Origin of the sequence: Nostoc sp. (assembly GCF_036916735.1) — a bacterium.
Lineage (GTDB): Bacteria > Cyanobacteriota > Cyanobacteriia > Cyanobacteriales > Nostocaceae > Nostoc.
The window spans coordinates 37,312-58,771 of sequence record NZ_JBALFV010000072.1 but is presented as its reverse complement, the minus strand read 5'-3'; the positions used below and the strand labels follow the sequence as shown (position 1 = coordinate 58,771).

Sequence of the window (21,460 nt, the reverse complement as noted above, 5' to 3'; positions counted from 1 at the left end):
GAAAGCAAACTGGAGTTTGAGAAAGTCAAAGCTACTTTTGCTTGCTGGATATACCGAAATGAGAAAGCAAACTGGAGTTTGAGAAAGTCAAAGCTACTTTTGCTTGCTGGATATACCGAAATGAGAAAGCAAACTGGAGTTTGAGAAAGTCAAAGCTGTTTTTGAGAAAGCAATTGCAGATTTTGCTTATTGAATCTAGTCAAAATATGAAGTTCAAATGAAGTTATTGAAGTATTGGTTATAACTTTAATGCCGAAGTTGGATTTTACAGCGTATTTTAGGTAAATGAAGTACACGGATAAAGGTACAACATATTCTGCCCCTACAATTGTCTGTACCTCACCAAGTTACAATTTATGCAATAACCAATTGAGAAAGTAGCAGTCTTAAGCCATTTGTAAAAAGCAAAATCTCCGATTTCAAAAATTCGGGGATTTAAGCAGCAACCTTTGTTTAATCTTAAACAAAGGTTGTTTTTCGACGTTAGCGAAAAATTAACAAATGCACTTAATCGTGGGGTTATTTTTTTGATTTACGCAAGAAGTCTAATAAAAATCTCTACTACAGTAGATAGGGATAGAAGTTTTTAGCTAATCTTGTTCAGAAATCAGATACGAGTCCTATAGGATTTCTATAACGCTATTTATTCCCATTAAACATGGCATCGTGTGTCAGCTTCTATTCCTTGAGCGCAGTAGTTAAAATAAAAATCCCTGCCACAGTAGACAGGGAGAGTAGTTTTTAGCTAAAACTTGTCTTCTAACTAAAAAAATCTTTATGAGCAGCAACAAGCATCTGAGCCTGCCTTAAAACGTTTCCGAATAAATAAAAAGGAATCTGCCAAGCTGCAACGGTAACTTCTTTGACTATATCCTGTACACTAATTGCGATTAATTCATGCTCTGGTGGCTCTCCTTCAACTGTACCAGACCAAGTAAAAGCTAATAAGAAATCATCGTCTCCAGGCAAAGATGCAATTAAGCATTCTTCTGGTGTTGGCTGGCAAATAATACCATGATCATTTGCAAGTTCTACTAGTCTTTGAAATTTGTTTACGTTCATCATTTGTCCTTCGGATGTAATTAAATTTCAGTTTTATAAAAAATCATAATTTTATCTTCATAACTCAACTTAGCTGGTTCATGCCATAAATTACGAATTATTAAGGATTTCTTGGAGTTGGATCGGGCTTAAGTCCAAAATCTTAGCGCGATCGCCTGCTTCTATCAGCAACAATTGTTACTTTTTAAAAAATTTAGATTACCTACTTTTTCGGTTAACTGTATTTATATACACCTCCCTTTGTTACCATTTCAATATTGACGCCCTAATCTCACCCAGCCCGACAGAGTGCATTGAGAATCCCCATTGCTTTTGAGAGAACAACTGTAAACTGAAGCACAAAAAGATGCTCGTCAAGATTAGACTGTTGGATAACCTTGGCATAGATGTGTTCTTCTTCTGTAGCCAGTTTGATCTCACTCAAGAGTTCTACATAATCATCCTCATTATTCTGATGGTAATCGGGTCAGGAGATTAGGTACAGGAAAGGGACGGTTTTGCAAAACTTTAAATTTACTCACACTTGCATCATAAGCAAACACTTCACCAGTTTCGATTTCATAAATCCAGGCATGAAGAGTAAGCTGATTACTATGCAGTTTAGAGCGGATTATTGGGTATGTTTCTAGGTTTTCTATCTGAGTTAATACATTTTGCTCAATTGCAATTTTTAATAGTTTATCGCTGGGGTAATCTTTATAGTTATCTAAGACAAGGCGGCGAGTAGCTTCACCATAATGCTTTAACCAGTCATAAACTAAAGGCATTTGTTGAGCAAGACTACCTATTTGTAATAACCCTCTCATTGCTCCACAGTGGGAATGACCACAGATGACAATAACTTTAATATCTAAACTTTGGACAGCATATTCTATACCTGCTCCTTCGCTGTTATTCATCATTCCATAAGCAGGAATTATATTACCAATATTACGGATAACAAATAATTCTCCTGGTTGACTTTGAGTAATTAAACATGGATCGATGCGTGAGTCAGAGCAAGTTATAAATAATACTTCAGGGTTTTGAGCGTAAGACAGTTGTTCAAACAACTCTCGATGTGTAAGAAAGTAGTTATCATGAAACTCATTTAGACCTTTGATTATACGTTTAATAGACATAGTTCAACTTTTCTGATTAAAATATAATTTGTATTTATTTAAATTTTAAATCCAGTAATTTTACCTACACATACTCCCGGCACTAAGATGGAAGAATAAACGCTTACTTTTAGGAAGATTGAAAAGTAGCAATACAAAATTGACTTTATTAAAGTTATTTAATGTGCAATCAATTTGGCATCAGAGACAATACATACTTGTCCAAATTTTTTGAGAAGAGGTTTGATGATTTTTAATAGTTTATACTTCAATTTTAAGTACATACACTTAATATGTATCCATTGATGAGCGCCCGTGTCTCTAAATCATCGATACCTTAGATAAAATTCAGACTTGAATCCATAACAAATTATCTAGTAATTGGGAGTATTAGGTCGCACAGAGTAAGGCAATCTGGAATGATTCACATCACCGAAACAGTACTGAGTAAGTCCTAATTTAGGTAAAACTGAATAGTATTTGAAGATTTTTTGTAGTCTATATGAGTGGCAGGAGATGACATTTGTTCTATGAAAATGTCTTACCCTGCCTCTTTTGGTCAGAATATGGCAATATTATATAAAGTTGTAGCTAACCGCCTACGTAGAGGTTTAACGTGGATACCATTGCAATTCCTGCTCTAAATCGGCCAGTGGATGCCACGGTAGAAATTCCTGGTTCTAAAAGTCTTACTAATCGGGCGTTGCTTGTCGCAGCTTTGGCACAAGGTGACTCCCTTTTAGAAAATGCTTTATTTAGTGAAGATAGCGAGTATTTTGCCAAATGCGTAGAACAATTGGGCATTCCCATTACGCTAAATCCTCATCTGGCAGAAATCCAAGTGGCGGGAAGAGGAGGCAACATCCCAGCTAAACAAGCAGATTTATTTGTGGGTTTGGCAGGTACAGCAGCACGGTTTATCTCGGCGCTGGTGGCATTGGGTAACGGCCAATATCGCCTAGATGGCGTTCCCAGGATGCGAGAACGGCCGATGGGCGACATGCTGACGGTGCTACAAACGGGTGGAGCAACCGTTAACTTTGAGGGAAATTCTGGGTTTATGCCCTACACCGTCAATAGCCAGGGATTCACTGGCGGAAATTTTCGCCTGAAAGCTAACCAAACAAGTCAGCAACTTTCGGCATTGCTGATGATTGCGCCTTATGCTCAACAAGATACGAACATTGAGGTTGAAGGGACATTAGTTTCTCAATCTTACGTCAAAATGACTTGTCGTCTGATGGCAGATTTTGGCGTGGAGGTGATTCAAATCGGCGATAATCAATTTCAGATCAAAGCGGGTCAACGTTACCAAGCTCGACATTATACAGTAGAACCAGATGCGTCAAATGCTTCTTATTTTTTTGCCGCCGCCGCCGTCACAGGTGGACGGGTGCGCGTCAAACATTTGACGAAACAATCCTGTCAAGGCGATATTCTTTGGCTGAACGTCTTAGAACAGATGGGTTGCCAAATTAAGGATTCGGATGATTACACCGAAGTGACAGGGCCGAAGCAATTGCAAGGCATCGATATTGATATGAATGATATATCAGATTTGGTGCAAACATTAGGAGCGATCGCACCTTTTGCCAGTTCACCGATTACTATTCGGAACGTAGAACATATTCGATATAAGGAAACCGATCGGATTAAAGCTGTGGTAACAGAGTTGCGTCGGCTAGGAGTCCAGGTTGAGGAATTTCCAGATAGACTGAAAATTGAGCCTGGGCCCATTACCCCGGCGGCGATTGAAACTTATCACGATCATCGAATGGCGATGGCTTTTGCTGTCACTGGCTTGAAGGTTCCAGGGATTGTAATTAAAGATCCTGGCTGTACAGCGAAAACTTTTCCAGATTACTTTACCCGATTCTTCCAAATGTTAGAACAATAAAAGAGTCTAACAGCAAAATTTACTTGATTGCTGGAAAACAGAAGTAACTTAAAAGGTAATCAAAGATTGTTTTTCATTCTTTTTCTGCTGAATAACTACTTACCTTGCTCGTCTTTGTCTAGTTAACTTTTACATAAGTCATATCTGTCCATTTTCTTTTTTGGTGAATAACTTGGAGAGTAGTTAACTTTTTAAATGTCTTAATATAGGAATTCGCAAGTTCGTAATATTTAGAAGATGCACCAGTCCTAATAACCCACTCAGAATGAATTCTGGGGTTACTAGCTAAAGTTTTCTAAAGAAGAAAGACTCAATCAGGATTCGAGTTTACTTGAGTGGATTTGCGCTATTAGCCAGAGAATTTATTCTCTGGGGGCAAAGTGGGTAGGTGAAAGATATAAAATTACGAAAGACTCTGCGTTTAAAAACGCTACAATTGACCGCAAAACTGTATTTAGTTCAATTCACAGAAGGTTTACAGAGGATATACACTGGTTGAACGTAAAAAAATTCATAGAATGCGATCGCAAGTTTTGACACCCTGCAATCTCAACAATTGATTTCATTTTTACCTCTAATTAAACTTTACTTAAACTCCTCATTCTAAAATGTGGTAGTTTCAATTACTTCGCAAACTTAGTTTCTTTTTCTTAAAAAGGCAATAATCATTGATTTAGATCGCTATTCTAATCAGTGATAAATACCAATTTAGAAAACAAGTAAGTTAGAAACTAAACATTGATAAATTTGCAGTGTGCATTAGTTACAGAAGTTTATGATGAGGAAAACTGAAATGAAATTGGTTCCAAAATTAGTGCTTGCTGCTGCTAGTCTTACTTTAGCCCTTGTTACTGTAGATGCAAAATCTGTATCTGCTGCAATTATTAATTATGCTTTCACAGTTGATAGCCCAGTAAAGAAAGGAAATGGCTTCTTTAGTTTTGATAACTCAACTTTTAGTAATGAAGTTAATCCCGTAGCCGCCATTAAATCACTCTCTTTTCAATTTGACGGAGATACCATTTACACTGAACAAGATGATACTAAGTATCCAGAGTTTCCTCTTGTCTTTCCAGCCACATCTTCAACAGGACAAACGTATTTCGGATTAGATTATTTATTCAATGATAAATCTAATCCTTCCAGTTCTATTAGTTACGAAATCATTGGTGAGGATTTTACAGCTTTCTCTAGAACTTCTCCAGATGCTGAACCTATATCAGGTAGAGTTTCGTATACACAAGTACCTGAACCTACACCTTTAGTTAGCACTATTTTTGCTTGTAGCCTTGGCTGGATGATAAAGAAAAAGGTTAAAGTCTAACCTTAGTTAAGTTGATATTAACGCTTTCTTTGCCAAGGATTAATCTCTTATTAGTAGGCTTTTATGTGGCAAAACAACATCTAACACAATGGTAGTAAGGGAAAAATTGGGAATTAAAAGCTGATGGTAAGAGAATTTTACGAAGTTTGTCTACGATTCCCCTGCCTCCTTTGTGTTAGCTGTTGCTGTGTTTTAACTGACCTGTTAGCCAGGAGTAAAGAATGGTAAATTACCGGAATTTTGAGCAGTTCCTGCACAGTCGAATGAAACGACGGAACTTAATTATCGGGGCAGGAGCATTGTCTGGTTTAGCGATCGCTAACCAATTTTCTCCTCAAAGAACAATCGCTACAAGCAGATTTTCTAATTATCCTTTCACTTTAGGCGTAGCGTCAGGTGATCCTTATTCTACCAGCGTAGTAATCTGGACTCGTCTCGCTCCTGAACCTTTAAACGGAGGTGGAATGCCACCTGTTAATGTGCCAATTCGCTGGGAAGTGGCAACCGATCCCGACATGAAGCGCATTGTCTCCAGAGGTACGGTACTTGCAACTCCAGAACTAGCTCACTCAGTTCGAGTTGTGGTAGAAGGACTACAATCTGATACTTGGTATTGGTATCGATTTCTTGTCGGCCAAGACGCTAGCCCCATTGGTCGCACTCGGACAGCGCCTTTAGCAAATAGCTACTTAAGTAAATTGAACTTTGCCCTTGTCTCTTGTCAGCACTATGAGCAGGGTTACTATACTACCTACAAATATCTCGCCCAAGACGACCTCAATCTGGTAGTGCATGTTGGCGATTACATCTACGAAGGGGGAATCACAGAAAATCGCCCCAGACAGCACAACAGTGCAGAAATTCTAACCTTAGAAGATTACCGAAACCGTCACGCCCTTTATAAAACCGATACCAATCTGCAAGCAGCTCATGCAGCCTTTCCCTGGATTGTTACTTGGGATGACCATGAGGTGGAAAACAACTACGCCAACAACATCTCAGAAATTGATACTGAGCCAGATCAGGATCGGGCAATTTTCCTTCAACGCCGGGCTGTTGCTTATCAAGCTTACTACGAACACATGCCACTGCGCCCCTTCTCACGTCCCGTTGGCCCCGATATGCAACTTTTCCGTCGGCTCTCCTTTGGTAACTTAGCCACCTTCCATGTGCTAGATACCCGCCAATATCGCACCGATCAGCCCTGTGGTGATGGTACCAAAGAACGTTGCCCAGAAAACTTAGATCCGAATGCAACGATTACTGGCAAGCGTCAGGAAGATTGGCTATACGATGGTTTAAATAGCTCACAAACTAAGTGGAACGTTTTAGCCCAGCAAGTTGTAGTTGCTCAGATAGACACAAAACCAGGGGAAGGCGGAACCTACAGCATGGATAAGTGGGATGGTTATGTGGCTTCCCGCGATCGCCTCATGCGTTTCTTAGAACAGCGCAAACCCTCTAATCCAGTAGTGTTATCAGGCGATATCCATTCCAACTGGGCAATGAATTTAAAGGCTGACTTTAATAATCCAGAATCTGCTACAGTCGGGAGTGAATTCGTCTGTACCTCAATAACCTCCGGTGGAGATGGGGCAGATACCACCCCAAATGTTGAAGCTTACTTACCTGATAACCCACACATTAAGTTCTTCAACGGTCAACGGGGATATGTTCGCTGTGCGCTAACTCCTACAACCTGGAAGTCAGATTATCTAGTTATGTCAAATGTCACAACCCCATTTGGCACAATTAGTAAACGGGCTTCATTTGTGGTTGAAGATGGCCGTCCAGAAATACAAAAAGCTTAATCGTTTAATTCCCAGGTGTTGAAAAATATGCAGCGAAGCAGTGGGAAATGACTTTTGACTTCCCCGAATGCCAGTGCGTCTCCAAGAGTTGGGGCTGAACTGTTTCTTTTGCCTCTTCGTTGAAACTAGACAATCACAGATGAATCCAGATGAATATCAGTGTTTATCTGTATTTATCTGTGTTTTCATTTTCAGAAAATTGATTTTGAGCATCAACCCAATCTAAATTAGCGAGCGCAGTACTAACTGGCTAACGTGTAATATTTGGTACAAAAAAGTGGCTCTGCAATTAGCAGAACCACTAAAGCTTTTGCAAACCTGTTCTAACTTAACGAACTGCCCCTTGAGCAGAAACAGTATCAATCGGTTTCATCAGGTACAGCCGTAATAACTGCCAGCCACTGGAGATGTAAAACGGCAGTTTTTGGAAAAATTGCAGAAATTTGGGAGTGCTAGAGTTAGCGATCGCACTTAACTTCTCGTTATTGCTTATACAAATATCCAACCGTTGATAAAACTCTGGATTCTCTACATTCAGCATCAATGGGAATACTCGACCTGCGTTTTCGTTAGTCTTCTTAATTACATGGATGTCGTATTCTCGCGCATCCAATCCAAGGGTGGCATAAAAGTCCTTGCGTTGGATGTCATTGAGATACATTGTCGCAAACACTGACAACAAGAAGAACCGACTCCACAGCCGGGCTTTCCAATCATTTAATATTTGCGGCTGGGATTTCATGATCGCATCAAAGAAATCGCCGTGACGGTTTTCATCTTGACACCAATTTTCAAAGAACCGGAAGATTGGATAAACCCGGTCTTCGGGATGTGCTTCTAAATGGCGATAAATGGTGATATAGCGCCAATAACCGATCTTCTCAGAAAGATAAGTAGCGTAGAAAATGAATTTCGGTTTAAAGAAGGTATAACTACGACTCTTAGTCAAAAACCCTAAATCTAGGGACAGATTAAAGTCCGACAAAGCTTTATTCAAAAAGCCAGCATGACGAGCTTCATCCCGTGACATCAGGTTAAAACACTCTGCCAAGACGGGGCTTTTGCCTTTCAAGCGACGACCAAGTTCTTTATAGAGCAAAAAGCCGGAAAACTCTGCCGTGCAAGAACGTTCTAGAAACTCAACAAACAATCGGCGAGTTTCCCCGTCAATATGATCCCAGGATTGTTCAAACTCGGCATCCCGAACAAAGTGATGGCGGTTGTAGTCAGTGCGGAACTCTTCGAGAATGGCTTGTAACTCGTCTTCATTGACGGAAATATCCATCCGCGCCATTTCATCAAAATCGGTAGTATAAAACCGAGGTGTTAACAGGGTTTCTTTTGCCGGGACTTTAATCCCTGGCCGGATTTCTTCAAAGCCTGGTTTTTTGAGGGAATCTACCATGTCTTGATTGCTCTTTCGTCTTTATTATCTTAAGTAGACCCTTCGGGTGAAGCTACGCACAGTCGCTACCGCTACGCTAACGGCAGTTTCTCATGAGGGAAACCCCGTTGGCGCTAGCCTCTCCCTTTGGGAGAAGACAGGACTGTCTTACCACAAAGCCAAGGGTAATGCTCTGTTAAGGCGTAACAGCCCACAATAATGGAATTGTATAAAGTTCAGTCTACCAAGGTGCGGGTTAGAAATTCGTAAGCAAAAGATTAAGAGTTGCAACAATCATTCAAAATTTCTGGAACCAAAAATCCCCGATTAGTAGTCAAATAAACGTAGTTCAGCAATCAGCACTATTACGATAAGTAGAGTAACACGTAATTATTGTATTCTCAAAGCACTGTTATCTCAGTAATTTTCAGTGGTTGTTACTACAATTAATATAAAAAACCCATCTCAGACAACAAGAGCAAATCCAAAGGGTTGAAAACGAGATGAATCTTCAAAACAATCAGCATAAAGACCGACTTATTGTCTCTTACATCTTGTGTGCAGTCGGATTTTTCGGGTTGGGAGGATTGCACCGTTTCTACAATGGCAAGATCGGGACTGGTTTGGTGTGGCTGTTGACCGGTGGTGTATTTGGTATAGGGCAGATCGTGGATTTGTTCTTTATCACCAACATGGTTGATAACTACGAACACAACTGAGACTAAAAGTGGGTGTCTCTCCCTTTGGTGTGCCGTTAAATCAAGCAGTAGTTGCCTCTCAAGTCCACCACCCAACAGGTAATCAACTCATGATTAAACTGATCGAAGCAGCAGAAAGCAAAGATGGTATTTTAACTGTCACTCAAGGCGTAAAGTTCACAGGAGCTAGCTTTGCCCAAGTAGAAGCTACTCTCAATGAAATGTACAAATCAGATTATGTGAGAATTGATAACGACCCCAATACTGGAGCCGTTACCTACCATTTCCATGAGCTTTAAATTGTCCTTTGTCATTTGTCATCTGTCATTTGTCCTTTGTCTTTTGTTAAAAAACAATGACTGATGACCCCTTTAGGGTTCACCAGTCGCTCATCGGGCAAACCCTTAAGATAGCGCTGGCTCACTAATGACTAATGACTAATGACTAATTTATACCTAGCCACTTTTGACCACCCAAGCGCTGAACTAAGCCATATACCAACAAATCGAGGGTAATTTTGCGTTCATCGATTAAGAATGACTCAAGAGTGCTAGGTTTTTTGCCTTCATTACAGGAAAATCCCTTTTTCCCCTGAATATCTTCTTCTGGGAAATACAGGTTAAACTGACGCAGACCTGTTTCTTTCCAACTACCGATAATTTGCCAGCATTCTTCGGCGGACTCAAAGCCAGTGATTGGCACTTTCTGCTTGGCAAAAGACACTTGTAAATCTTTCACGCCTTGTTGAGCGATCGCTTTTTGTAAAGCTGGCAAATAGTCTTGCTCAATGAACTCTACAAATGGCTTATTTTCAACAGCTGGGGCTTTTTCCTTTTTAGCGGCTTTAGCTGCGGCGGGTTTTTCTTCTGTTGCGTCGTCGGCTGGGGGTTTTTCTCCTTTTGCGGCTTTAGCTGCGGCGGCGGGTTGTTCTTTTGTTTCATCGTCGTCGGCTGGGGGTTTTTCTCCTTTTGCGGCTTTAGCTGCGGCGGCGGGTTTTTCTCGCTTGGGTGGTACAGCTGGTTTAGCAGTATTGGGGTTATCTTCAGAATTTGCAGCTTTAGGATCTGGCGCGTTGGCAGTAGGAATATCTGTGGCTTCGGGTGAATCTGTACTAGGAGCGTGTTCTTCAGCTACACTGGGAGCTTGCTTGTCAACAGTGCTGGGAGCTACTTCTCCCGCTTGATTGTGATTGGTTGGGTCTGCCATTGCTCAGGTCAATCCTTTAATCTAGCTTTGGGAGCGATCGCTCACCTTGATGTATCGGATATTTTTATTTTGACATACTAATGCAACAGGGCAAAAATAACTGTGCAATTAGAAATAACGCAAAGACTTAAGTACGTCGGCGTAAAAATTTGTCGTTGGGATAAGGCAGTTCTTGCTGGAGGCAGGAGGGAAGAAGGTTTTAGCCTAGTTTATCTTTGTTTACATAGTTTGGTTTTATTATGTCTACAGTTTTGCATCTGGGTAATTAATAAATTAGCCCTAAGACAGATGTGATTTTTTCAATCATTATTATTGGGGATTTATTCTCAATGCATAAGTCCTAATTCCAATAGTGATCGCCTGTGAAGATTCAATCGTTTAATATCTATTAAAACAATGAATTTATGCTTGTCCAGGCACGTTTATGACACAATACACTTCAGTTAAGCATTTCTTTCTTCTTTTTGCGTCCTTGGCGGTAGCCTGCGGCAAGCCGATGCAGCGTCTACGTTAAAAAAATTGACTTTGAGAAAGAGTTTTACTTTAATTGAACTGTATTGGATTGTGACAGGTTAACGGAGTTTGTAGTAAGCACTTTATTTCTTAAATAAGGGCCACCACCATTTAAAGTTTTATTTGATGAGCCATTAGAGCCTAAAGTTAACGTTTCTCTCAAAAGTAATTTATTGTTGTCACTCGATAAACAAATATCTGTTCCTTCAATGACTTTCTTCAAAAAAGTGTTCAACTTATTATAACCATGCTTTTTAATTTTTTGGTCAAAATTTGGGATATAATCTTCCAATATTGTTTAATTTGAGGTAGAAGAATACCACCTTCTTGAAGCTGACTTAATTGCTCAAAATTTTGCTTGAAATCCTGTAAAATTTTATTAGTTACTACTAAAATATCATCATTTAATGTACTCTCGCTAGTTACTTCATTAATTGGAATATCCTCTATTTTTACTTGGGGATCAGGTATAGGTATAAAGCAATCACAAACAGACTTGAAAATACGATTAATTTGTCCTTCATAAGCACATCCAATTACAGTCTTTCCATATTCATGAAGCTTTTTAGCTAAAGCGGCAAATGCACCATCACCTGATACAATAACGAAAACTTGCAGTGTAGGACGATTTTGGGCTAATTCCATGATATCAATGGCTAGTTGCATATCTGGTGCATTGCGTTTGTGACTATAATCAAAAATTTGAATTGCTTCGATGCCAAGTTCTTGAATTTCATTCTTGAGTGGCCTTAATCGAGAATCACTCCAGTCAGCATAAGCGCATTGGATAGCTATTTTATTAACTAGGGTAGTGTTTTCCAGATTTGTTTGAATTTCTTTTAGAGAAAAATTTAAGTTAGGGTTGTTTCTACCCATTGTTAAGTTTTCAATATCATAAAAAATAGCTGTGTTGAACTGCTCAGTCTTAGGTAAAATATTAGCTGTAGTAAACTGCTCTACACGACTCTGACGTTGCTTTAACTCTTTAAACTCAGCTATTAAAGATGTTATCTCTATTTTTGATTCAGAATTAGCTTCTTCCTGTTTTAACTGTGTAATTGTTGTTTTGAAGTCATTGATTTGCAGCTTTGCTTGTTGTAATTCTTCTTGTAATTGCTCAGTTAATGTATTGATTTGAGTCTGGGTTTGGATAGTCTGGTTCCGAAGTTCCCCAATGGTTCTGGAGAGAATTAGCTGGCGTTGCTGATAAGCTGTTACCAAAGCTTGCTGGACGGCATCCCATTCTTTGGGGGAAGCCTCACGGGTACACACTTGCAAAACTGTTTCATAACCTGCGATCGCAATTTCCAAATTACTTGCAAGGTTACCTTGTTCAAACCCTTGAATAATTTTACTTAGTTGGATAATAACTTTAGCTATATTAACAGCATTAGCAGGCTCTTTAACAAAGCGATCGCTTATCCATTTCCGCAATATAAAAGCTAAATTATCATTGAGTTTGCTTAAGTTCTGTTCCAGAATTGAATATACTTCCTGATTTTGATAAATTGCTTTTAATAATTTAATCAGGAAGGCTTGCTCTTGGTTAGCAGCTTCGTTTGGCATAGCTAAATCCCTGAAAATACATATTTAAGTTTAGTATTCCCAAGTTCTCATCCTAGCTAACAATTATAGTGGCGTAATCCAATAAATAATTCCCTGGACAACTTGTTTTTTAAAACCAAACATAGGTAATTTTTCTTCACTTAAACCCACATAAGTCCAATGTGGAACATCATTTTGTACAGTTTGAAACCAACCATTTTGATTAAGAGCTTTTCTTTGTTTTTTACTACTTATGCGTAAATCAATCGCTAATCCCCAGAGATGTTGTGAAGTTCCAGGAGGTGCAACTAAACCGAGAACTTTTGTTTCTTTGCCTTGTTGAACTTTTGCCAAAACTTGATTATTAGCATATTTGTGCCAAAATCTCAAATTTGTATTGAAAGTGCGAGTACAATCACCAGAGCCATAACCAGATTTTAGTGGGATCTGTTGTTGAACTCGCGCTTTATTTAAAGCATCAGCCGCCGATTTTTGTAAGTAACAGTCTTTGGTGCCATCAACATGACCCATTGTTAAACTACCTTGAAACTCTTGGGTTTCTTGTTCATTTGCAAAGATATCTTTTTGCGGAAGTTTAATTCTGACATCTTGATTTACAAAGACTGCACCATAGTTTCGCAGCAAAATATATTCATAAGTACCAGGCTGGGGAACTGTGGGTAACTTCCTAGCGATCGCAGATAAAAAACGCTGTTGAGCATTTAATTTGGCATCAGGAATAAATACTTCTGATGTTGTCTTTTCGGAAGTATCTATACAAGGTAACGAATCAGTACTCAAGCAGCCGTTTAATGGTTGGGCGGTTATAGCAACTTTGTGGTGGGTAATCTCATTACTAGCTACTAATACAAAAATAATCAAAATAACTATACTGATGAAAGTTGCTTTTCTGATAATTTTAGTAATACTTCTTTGTTTTTTAAGAGTAAGTTTCATTTTTAAATAATTCCTGTTCTAATTCCAGATTTTTTATGAATGACTTAAAAACACAAATTCTTCATGTTTATTGATCTAAAACTTTATGCAGATAGGACTCATCTCTGGTCTTTAAACAAATTTTAGATAAAACCCGGAGAGAACAGGCTTTTTAATCTCAGTATGTTTTCATAAATCAAATTTGAATCCTATATCTAATATCTACCAGTAATAAATTAAATTGGTGCTAATGGCTAAACATGTGAACAATAGTTGTGATCAATAACCCGGAAACTTGTCATAAATTTTAAAAGACATTATATTTTTAATTTGTTGCTCAAGTAAAAAAAAGAAACTTGTCTTTAATTTAGTACTAGTAAATTTGATAACTTTTTTATCATAAAGATACATCCAGTAAACCACTGGAACAGTTAAAATTGAAAATAACTCTCAGCTTGTTGATCCTGTAAGTATGACCATGCACAATTCCGTTGAATTCCAAGACGCTTTTGATGTCATAGTCGTCGGTGCAGGTCACTCCGGTTGCGAAGCAGCTCTTGCCTCTGCACGCCTCGGTTGTCGTACCCTGCTATTGACGCTCAACTTGGATAAAATCGCTTGGCAACCTTGTAATCCAGCAGTGGGTGGCCCAGCCAAATCTCAGTTGACTCATGAGGTAGATGCACTCGGCGGAGAAATTGGTAAAGTAGCAGACCGCACCTACCTACAAAAACGTATCCTCAACTCTTCACGGGGGCCTGCTGTTTGGGCATTACGCGCTCAGACAGACAAGCGCGAATATGCAGCAGTGATGAAGAATATTGTCGAGAACCAACAAAACTTGACAATCCGCGAAAGTATGGCAACAGATTTAGTACTGGGTGCTAACGGTGAAGTTATCGGCGTTAAAACTTATTTTGGTGTCGGGTTCCAGTGTAAAGCAGTCATCTTGACGACTGGCACTTTCCTGGGGGGTAAAATTTGGGTTGGTAACAAATCAATGCCAGCCGGACGTGCTGGGGAATTTGCGGCTGAGGGATTGACACAAACCCTAAATCGCCTAGGATTTGAAATCGGTAGGCTCAAAACTGGAACTCCAGCACGGGTAGACAAGCGATCGGTGGATTATAGTAAAATGCTCATCCAGCCAGGGGATGAAGATGTACGCTGGTTTAGCTTTGACCCAGATGCGTGGGTAAAACGGGAACAGATGCCTTGCTACATTACCCGCACAACTGCCGAAACCCATCGCCTAATTCAGGAAAATTTGCACCTGTCGCCAGTTTATGGCGGTTGGGTGGAAGCAAAAGGGCCGCGTTATTGTCCCAGTATTGAAGATAAAATTGTGCGCTTTGCTGATAAGGAAAGCCATCAAATCTTTATTGAACCCGAAGGACGGGATATACCTGAACTTTATATCCAAGGGTTTTCCACAGGGTTGCCAGAAAATTTGCAATTGCAAATGTTACGGACTCTCCCCGGTTTAGAAAAATGTGTGATGCTTCGCCCAGCCTATGCTGTGGAATATGACTATTTACCAGCAACTCAGTGTTACCCCACACTGATGACTAAGAAGATTGCTGGACTGTTTTGTGCTGGGCAGATTAACGGCACCACAGGTTATGAAGAAGCCGCAGCTCAAGGGCTTGTGGCGGGAATTAACGCCGCTCGATTTGTTCGCTCTCAAGAAATGATTGTGTTTGCCCGCGAGCAAAGTTACATTGGGACGCTAGTTGATGACTTATGTACAAAAGACCTACGAGAACCTTACCGAATGCTTACCAGTAGGTCTGAGTACCGATTGATATTACGTTCTGACAATGCCGACCAACGCTTGACACCCTTGGGACGGGAAATTGGTTTAATTGACGATCGCCGTTGGGATCTATTTACCCAAAAGCAAGGCAATATTACCACAGAAAAGCAAAGATTGCAAGCTACACGAGTCAAAGAACATGATGAAATAGGAATAGCGATCGCATCTAATACCCAGCAATTAATTAAAGGTTCAATTACCCTCAACGACTTGCTGCGCCGTCCCGGATTCCATTACGTTGACCTCGACAGGTTCGGATTAGGAAACGCTGACCTCAACTGCGCTGAGAAAGAAGGCGCAGAAATTGACATCAAATATTCTGGCTATCTCGCTAGGCAACAAAATCAGATTGACCAAATTGCCCGCCAAGCACACCGTCAGTTACCTGCGGATTTGGATTACACAACAATTGATACTCTTTCTAAAGAGGCACGGGAAAAGCTAACTCACGTAAAACCACTTACTCTTGGTCAAGCTGCACGTATTGGTGGTGTGAACCCAGCAGACGTTAACGCTTTATTATTATATTTAGAATTGCGTAAAACCAAGAGCCAGCCGGAGTTTTCAGCGTTAGCTTAATAAAAACTTGATAAAGACTGAGTATAGTAGTAGTGAGGGGGATTGGTATGATAGATGACATAAATATTAGTAATGGCATCATCAACAGTCCCCAAATTAAAGTTGACTTTAATACCAACGCTCAACCAACTCGTCTCAATCAGACGGCAGATTGGATATTTTATCTGTAATCCTAATTCCCAGGCAGTAGGCGCGGCGTTTCCTCGTCCTAGCAACAAAGATAGAAAGTCTATGTTACAAGAAGCCAGCACCCGTCTCATAGTACCGGAACCATCAGAAGACTTAATCGCCAACGAACCTTGGTCGATAGAAAACTATGCTGATAGTCTAATGGATGAACTCTTTGCCGATATCGACTCCATTCTGGATGTTAGTACTAATCTGCTTTCTCAAACCGTTAGGCACAGTAGGCAGAAGAAATCGAACCAGTTTGTTGCTGGAGTTTCTCCCCAACCTCAACGCCAGTCGCCTCCAGAAAACGTGGTGCAAACTGTTATGACAATGCCGCAGATTATCTTACCGAACACAGTAAACCAACCAATGCAGTCAGTTGCTCAAGATAACTACAAACACTTGAGTACCGTTGTATTTGACACCGCCACCGTCAAAAGAGTTAGTAGAAAGCGTCAGAAAAGTAGTCATAATTTGGGCAAACTGCTGATAGTGGGAACAACTTTAGGCGTGGCGATCGCTGGTATTATCTACCTGGTACAGTCTGGAATCGTATATCTTTTCAATACCAACTTGACCCAGCCAGCTGTTCTAATACCGCAACCGCAGTCACACTTACCAACAAAAGTAGAAATTGAGGCAGATTTGGTTGACTACATGCTCCAATCGCTGGCAGTTATAGATAAGCAACAAGCAACGCTCAATCAAAAATCTCCCATACCTAGATTTTCTACTCAGACAAATACTAACCAAATAGCCCTTAGTAACAGGCAAACAACTGGTAATCTACCATCACTTCCACTTCTTGCTAACAATACACTATCAGCCCCCAAGCGTTCTGGAAGCGTTGTTGAGCGCATCTATGTTCCCGTTTATCAAGCGCCGTCGCCAATGCGCTACGCACTGCCGGCTATTCCTGGTAGTCCTACACTTTTACCACAAATTGCGAGTACGTTACAGGGATCTCAACCGAATGTTGTGAAAAGTGCCTTGAATACGGTGCGACAAGCTGCCAAGCCTGTAACTGTCAACATGTTAGCTGCGGCTGTAAGAACCGAACTTAAACCTGTAGCTGCAAAAACTGCACCGATTACCGTGCGGCAAACACCTAGCCCTCTGCCTGCATTACCAGTAGTTCCATTACGTGCAGCTCTTGTCCCAGAGTCAGAACCAACTATTACCCAGGAACAAGTATATCCGGCAGTTCCGATCGCAGATGCTCCTAGTAATACCTTAGAAGGATTACTAGAGTTAGGCAACAAATCTGCTGCTTTGTTTAAAATTGAGGGCGTGACTCGCCGTATCAATATGGGTGAAAGTATCGGCTCAAGCGGTTGGACATTAGTAGATGTGAGTAATGGTGAAGCTGTTATCCGCCGTAATGGCGAAGTGCGATCGATTTACGCAGGGCAGAAATTATGATAAGTTGTTCAAACCTCTCTAACTTCGCTTGATAGACAACAGTGGTCTGTATAATTATTTCTCAGGGAGCAAATCTTTATTTTCCTCGGAACCGCGAGTGCGAAAACCCTGTCTTCCATTAATTTGGTCAAAGAGAACATCGTATTTATCAAAAAATGCGATGCCAGTATTTATAAATATAGGAACTTCTGCCTGTGGCGAGATACTCAAATTCCACCGATTAAATCCGTCGCGGGTTCCTGGTGTCAAGCTGTAATCAAAAATGCCATTAATTGCTACTTTCAAAGCATTTGTTGAGCGCAAAATTCCTGGTTTGAGTTTACCTGCTGTGGAAGCTGACTTGAATTGAGTTAATCCATTAATAGTTCCAGTATCAGCGATCATTGTGCCATTACAAGAATTTTTAGCAGAACTCCCAGCAAGAGTTAAACAAACTTTACTCAGTCGAGAGTCCCATATATTACCGGGTACACCATTAATTTCGCTTTGTTGACTCCAAGTAGCCATTTTGAAACTTGCTTGATTATCAGCAGTTAAACCGAGGATTAGGCTGCCATTCTTATTACTACCACCATTTCCAATCACGATAAATCCGTTACTCAGATTGCCTGGTAATTTTCTCAACGGATTATAGGGAAGTGATTTTTCAAAATAGTTAACACCAATAATACCAGAAAATGGCACACCACTCTTTGCTGAACAATTAGGCTTTTGGGCAGTACATTGGCGATTAGTAACAATCTGTACCGGAACGGGTTCTGCGGCGGGAAGCAAACCAAATCGGATATTAGTATAAACTAATTCTCCCTCTAGGATAGTGCCATCACTTAATACCTCCTTGATATTTTGTCCCGTTCTGCGGATAGGAGCATTACCTAAAAACTCTTTAGGAACTCGCAGCCCTGCTGAACCAGTATCTAATAAGATACGTCTTGGTTGACCACCTGCGATCGCCATTTCCAAAAAATACCCGCGAACACGTTGACCAAGAGAAGGTTTTGTGTATAAAGGTAGGGATATGGTATCAAAAGTTGGCTTACGGGGTGTATTTTGAGAGATATCGCGCAACGCCGGGTTTGGGTAAAGAGCCGCAAATGCTGACTGTCGTTGCTCTGCTGGTTCAGGTGCGATATCCCAAAGGCTTTCGTAGTAGAAAAAGCCGATACCTAAACCGCGTTGTTGCGCTGCTTGTACCTGGGATTCGATTTGTGGTATGGAAACTGGGCGATTTCGTAACCCTGCCATAATACCGATACCAGTTGGGATGACTTGTTTTGTTTCTAAAATTTCTGGGCGGTTAATTTGAGCGATAAAACTATCTAAATCATTACGGTATACTTGCATGACTAACTCATCGACAATACCCAACCGTACCCAGTTCAGCCAGTCTTGCAGTTGCAGCTTGTAGGCGAAATCATAATAATTAGGAGCAACTGAGAAGATAGCATTCGGCTTTCTAACTTTCACAGTTTGCTGGAGGTCTACTATGAATGCAGTAATTTTATCTGCCCGCCATTTTATCCATGCTTGGGCTTGGGGATTGGGTGGGGGAGGATTGCCAGTTTCTTGAGTATATAGACTAATTGTGTATTTATCGTAGCCAAAATCCACAGGTAAACTTGTATGGTCGTCAAATTGAACGCCATCAGCATCATATTGAGTAATGACTTCCATCACGAGTTCGGTGATAAACTTTTGCACTTCCGGGTGAAAAGGATTTAACCAGGCTACTTCACCCGCAGCACTAATTGAAGTTTGAGTCCCATCCGGCTTTTGTGTCAGCCAATCTGGATGCTGGGATGCAAGTTCCGAACTTAGGGGAACCATGAAACCAAATTCAAACCAAGGTATTGCTAATAAGCCTTCTCTACGGGCTTGGCCAATAATGTCTGCAATCACATCTTGTCCATCTGTTCCCTTGAAGAAGAAGGGAATACCCATTTTTTTCATGATGGCGCTTGGGTAATATGTATAGCCATCGTTCCACACTACTGGATAAACAGTGTTAAAGTTTAACTGCCGCAGTTGACTCATGGCTGCAAGCACCTGCGAGCGATTTCGGAAAACGCTAAAATCATTACCACTCAGCCACACTCCCCGAATTTCTTGACGAGGTTGAGCAGGTAGTTGGGCAACAGCAGGGGCAAAAGTGTTGACTAGCAATACCGCAAGGAATGATATCAGACATAATAATGGCAGCAGACGCTTCCTTAAAAGCCACCAACCTTGATGAATCAAAGGCAATGTCTGGCGACTAGCTGCAATACCAGACGCTTTGTGTAGCTTGCTGCGACATAAGAGTAAGCCTCTACATATAGGTTTAAATAGTAAGTTAGTTAGAGTAGCATTAATTTTTATAGTTTTTTCCCAGAACTGAGTTGTCATTACTTCTGCTTACTAAATGAGGTTAATTGGTTATATTTCATTCCATATCAACGTTAAATTGCTGCACCAGGAAAACTGATACATTAATTTAGCTGCAAAATAGTTGACGCAGTTATAGGGTTAGTAGTGCCAAGTATAAATGTTTCAAATATAATCTGCAATATACAGCAGAATTCAGAATGCAAAATTCAGAATCTAGAATTTAGGAGTAAAACACACTTTATACCTGGGTAACAAACTTAGCTTCTGTACTTCACCAACTTGAAATCTGCTGTATTTTTGCTGCTTTCATGCTAGTTATAAAAATGATTGCGACAGATGTACAGAGAAAACCCAGATAGATTTAGCGGTTTCCAATCCAAAATCTAAAATCGTTCGACTAAGCCTAGCCAAAGTCCAAAATCCAAAATAGTATCACGCCTATGCCTGGTAAATTTTTTGCATAGCAGCATTCTTGCTATTGGAATTAAGTCACAATGATAATAGGCAATCATAGAGGGTGCTGTTATGTTTCGTCTAACTCAAACTGTTCGGAACTTGTTCCTTCGTTTTCAAGGCTTGTTTGGTGTTTTATTCCAAAGTGTTTCCAATTTTTTTGGAAATTTATTTGGTTTATTTGCCAAGCTGTTCGGATTTACTAGCTCTGGTTATTTCTTAGATTCTAATCAGGAGCAAGGTATAAAACAAGCTTCTAGAAAAGAGCCAATTGAAACGAATCAGGCTAACATTCCTAAAATTACCGCCACTAACCGCCGTCGTTCTAATGCTAAAATTGACGATTACTTCCTCAATATGGCTCGTGATGTGAAAAAGAACTAACAAAAGCCATCAATTGCAGGGTGATCTTAGTACAGCGTTAGCGTAAAGCCTACGGCATAGCTTCGCTTACCGCAAAGCGTCTCGTAGAGAAGCTTGCCGTAGGCATCGCTTTGCCAGGGTAAGATCATCTCAATTAGGCTTGACATAAGGATTCACAAGACTTTTAGCCTGCACCATGCTTTGTCGATTAGCAGTGCAAGGAAAAGGTAGAGGCTACCAATTAATTACTGTTAAAATTGTTACCTTTGCAAACTCTTGATCGCACTCACCAAACTTGCTGAATTTTGGATCGCCATAGCTGCAATAATTGCATCTGGTAGTTTAAACCAATATTGCTGGCAAATTTTAATGATTTTTTTAATCAAAACAGTATCACTCGCCACTAAATTGACAACTTCAACTCGTTGCAAAAACTGCTCAAAAAGCTGACGATCCTCTTGACTCAGCCCAGCAAAGCCAGAAATTCAATTTTGCTAATAACTGAAACTCCAATCCCATGAGCATTTTGGAGTAATTGAATAGACATATCCTTAATATAAACAATTCTAGTAGTTTTAGTGCAGCCTTGATATCTTCTATAATGAAGTGCGAGCGCTGATATTTTTTTTTGTAGCGTTGAGGAATTCAATTTATTGAAGTATCTGATAAAAAGTGACAGAATTATGCCAGAAATTAGCTTGATAAATCAATTGATTCAACTCTTCTATTCTTGCACACACTTGTGGGAGGTCAAAGACAGCCTTCAGCCTTAGTCAAGATATTAAACAACCTTTCTACTTCGATTTTGATATT

The 21,460-nt window shown here is 40.2% G+C and carries 17 protein-coding genes and 1 pseudogene; 8 read left to right on the top strand and 10 right to left on the bottom strand.

From position 1 onward, the window contains the following. Positions 1-759: 759 nt before the first annotated feature. The 3 genes from V7L20_RS17735 to V7L20_RS17725 all read right to left on the bottom strand — a co-directional run bounded on the left by V7L20_RS17735 (position 760) and on the right by V7L20_RS17725 (position 2,183). Positions 760-1,065 carry a hypothetical protein gene (locus tag V7L20_RS17735; protein ID WP_334745347.1) on the bottom strand — a complete coding sequence of 102 codons (306 nt, stop codon included), beginning with the start codon at positions 1,063-1,065 and terminating at the stop codon, positions 760-762. Positions 1,066-1,333: 268 nt separating this feature from the next. After that, on the bottom strand, positions 1,334-1,486 hold the full coding sequence (locus tag V7L20_RS17730) for a hypothetical protein (protein ID WP_334745346.1): 153 nt from the start codon (positions 1,484-1,486) through the stop codon (positions 1,334-1,336). Positions 1,487-1,508: 22 nt separating this feature from the next. Continuing rightward, the gene (locus tag V7L20_RS17725; protein WP_334745345.1) at positions 1,509-2,183 is read right to left on the bottom strand and encodes a carbonic anhydrase; all 675 of its coding nucleotides are present in this window, start codon (positions 2,181-2,183) and stop codon (positions 1,509-1,511) included. Between the two features lie 595 nt (positions 2,184-2,778). On the opposite strand from V7L20_RS17725, the gene aroA reads away from it, so the two are divergent. From aroA to V7L20_RS17710, 3 genes are all read left to right on the top strand, one after another. Further along, positions 2,779-4,059 (top strand): 3-phosphoshikimate 1-carboxyvinyltransferase, encoded by a 1,281-nt coding sequence (gene aroA / locus V7L20_RS17720; protein WP_334745344.1) that lies wholly within the window; start codon positions 2,779-2,781, stop codon positions 4,057-4,059. 793 nt (positions 4,060-4,852) lie between these two features. Continuing rightward, positions 4,853-5,383 carry a PEP-CTERM sorting domain-containing protein gene (locus V7L20_RS17715; protein ID WP_334745343.1) on the top strand — a complete coding sequence of 177 codons (531 nt, stop codon included), beginning with the start codon at positions 4,853-4,855 and terminating at the stop codon, positions 5,381-5,383. Between the two features lie 221 nt (positions 5,384-5,604). After that, positions 5,605-7,194 carry an alkaline phosphatase D family protein gene (locus V7L20_RS17710; protein ID WP_334745342.1) on the top strand — a complete coding sequence of 530 codons (1,590 nt, stop codon included), beginning with the start codon at positions 5,605-5,607 and terminating at the stop codon, positions 7,192-7,194. A gap of 328 nt (positions 7,195-7,522) precedes the next feature. Here the strand turns inward: V7L20_RS17710 and acsF are convergent, their stop codons facing one another. Further along, on the bottom strand, positions 7,523-8,599 hold the full coding sequence (gene acsF / locus V7L20_RS17705; RefSeq protein WP_334745341.1) for a magnesium-protoporphyrin IX monomethyl ester (oxidative) cyclase: 1,077 nt from the start codon (positions 8,597-8,599) through the stop codon (positions 7,523-7,525). A 46-nt stretch (positions 8,600-8,645) separates the two neighbouring features. On the opposite strand from acsF, the gene V7L20_RS17700 reads away from it, so the two are divergent. Together V7L20_RS17700 and V7L20_RS17695 are read left to right on the top strand one after the other, a co-directional pair. Continuing rightward, entirely contained in the window at positions 8,646-8,798 is a 153-nt protein-coding gene (locus V7L20_RS17700; RefSeq protein ID WP_334745340.1) for a hypothetical protein, read from the top strand. Between the two features lie 283 nt (positions 8,799-9,081). Further along, a pseudogene (locus tag V7L20_RS17695) lies at positions 9,082-9,575 on the top strand (TM2 domain-containing protein). A gap of 145 nt (positions 9,576-9,720) precedes the next feature. Here the strand turns inward: V7L20_RS17695 and V7L20_RS17690 are convergent. From V7L20_RS17690 to V7L20_RS17675, 4 genes are all read right to left on the bottom strand, one after another. Next, on the bottom strand, positions 9,721-10,482 hold the full coding sequence (locus V7L20_RS17690) for a DUF2996 domain-containing protein (protein WP_334745339.1): 762 nt from the start codon (positions 10,480-10,482) through the stop codon (positions 9,721-9,723). Between the two features lie 538 nt (positions 10,483-11,020). Next, on the bottom strand, positions 11,021-11,218 hold the full coding sequence (locus V7L20_RS17685; RefSeq protein WP_334745338.1) for a hypothetical protein: 198 nt from the start codon (positions 11,216-11,218) through the stop codon (positions 11,021-11,023). An 8-nt stretch (positions 11,219-11,226) separates the two neighbouring features. Further along, positions 11,227-12,561, bottom strand: a complete 1,335-nt coding sequence (locus V7L20_RS17680) for an NYN domain-containing protein (RefSeq protein WP_334745337.1) — start codon at positions 12,559-12,561, stop codon at positions 11,227-11,229. 63 nt (positions 12,562-12,624) lie between these two features. Continuing rightward, complete coding sequence (locus tag V7L20_RS17675; RefSeq protein WP_334745336.1) at positions 12,625-13,497, bottom strand: D-alanyl-D-alanine carboxypeptidase family protein; 873 nt, start codon at positions 13,495-13,497, stop codon at positions 12,625-12,627. 451 nt (positions 13,498-13,948) lie between these two features. On the opposite strand from V7L20_RS17675, the gene mnmG reads away from it, so the two are divergent. Further along, on the top strand, positions 13,949-15,871 hold the full coding sequence (gene mnmG / locus V7L20_RS17670; protein ID WP_334745335.1) for a tRNA uridine-5-carboxymethylaminomethyl(34) synthesis enzyme MnmG: 1,923 nt from the start codon (positions 13,949-13,951) through the stop codon (positions 15,869-15,871). Positions 15,872-15,943: 72 nt separating this feature from the next. After that, positions 15,944-17,464: a hypothetical protein gene (locus V7L20_RS17665; RefSeq protein ID WP_442943572.1), complete on the top strand. Its 1,521-nt coding sequence runs from the start codon at positions 15,944-15,946 to the stop codon at positions 17,462-17,464. A gap of 54 nt (positions 17,465-17,518) precedes the next feature. On the opposite strand, the gene V7L20_RS17660 is transcribed toward V7L20_RS17665, so the two are convergent. Continuing rightward, positions 17,519-19,849, bottom strand: a complete 2,331-nt coding sequence (locus tag V7L20_RS17660) for a glycoside hydrolase family 10 protein (RefSeq protein WP_334745334.1) — start codon at positions 19,847-19,849, stop codon at positions 17,519-17,521. Positions 19,850-20,356: 507 nt separating this feature from the next. Between V7L20_RS17660 and V7L20_RS17655 the strand changes: the two genes are divergently transcribed. Continuing rightward, on the top strand, positions 20,357-20,668 hold the full coding sequence (locus V7L20_RS17655) for a threonine dehydratase (RefSeq protein ID WP_334745333.1): 312 nt from the start codon (positions 20,357-20,359) through the stop codon (positions 20,666-20,668). 239 nt (positions 20,669-20,907) lie between these two features. Here the strand turns inward: V7L20_RS17655 and V7L20_RS17650 are convergent, their stop codons facing one another. Beyond that, complete coding sequence (locus tag V7L20_RS17650; RefSeq protein ID WP_334745332.1) at positions 20,908-21,078, bottom strand: hypothetical protein; 171 nt, start codon at positions 21,076-21,078, stop codon at positions 20,908-20,910. Positions 21,079-21,460: the final 382 nt, after the last annotated feature.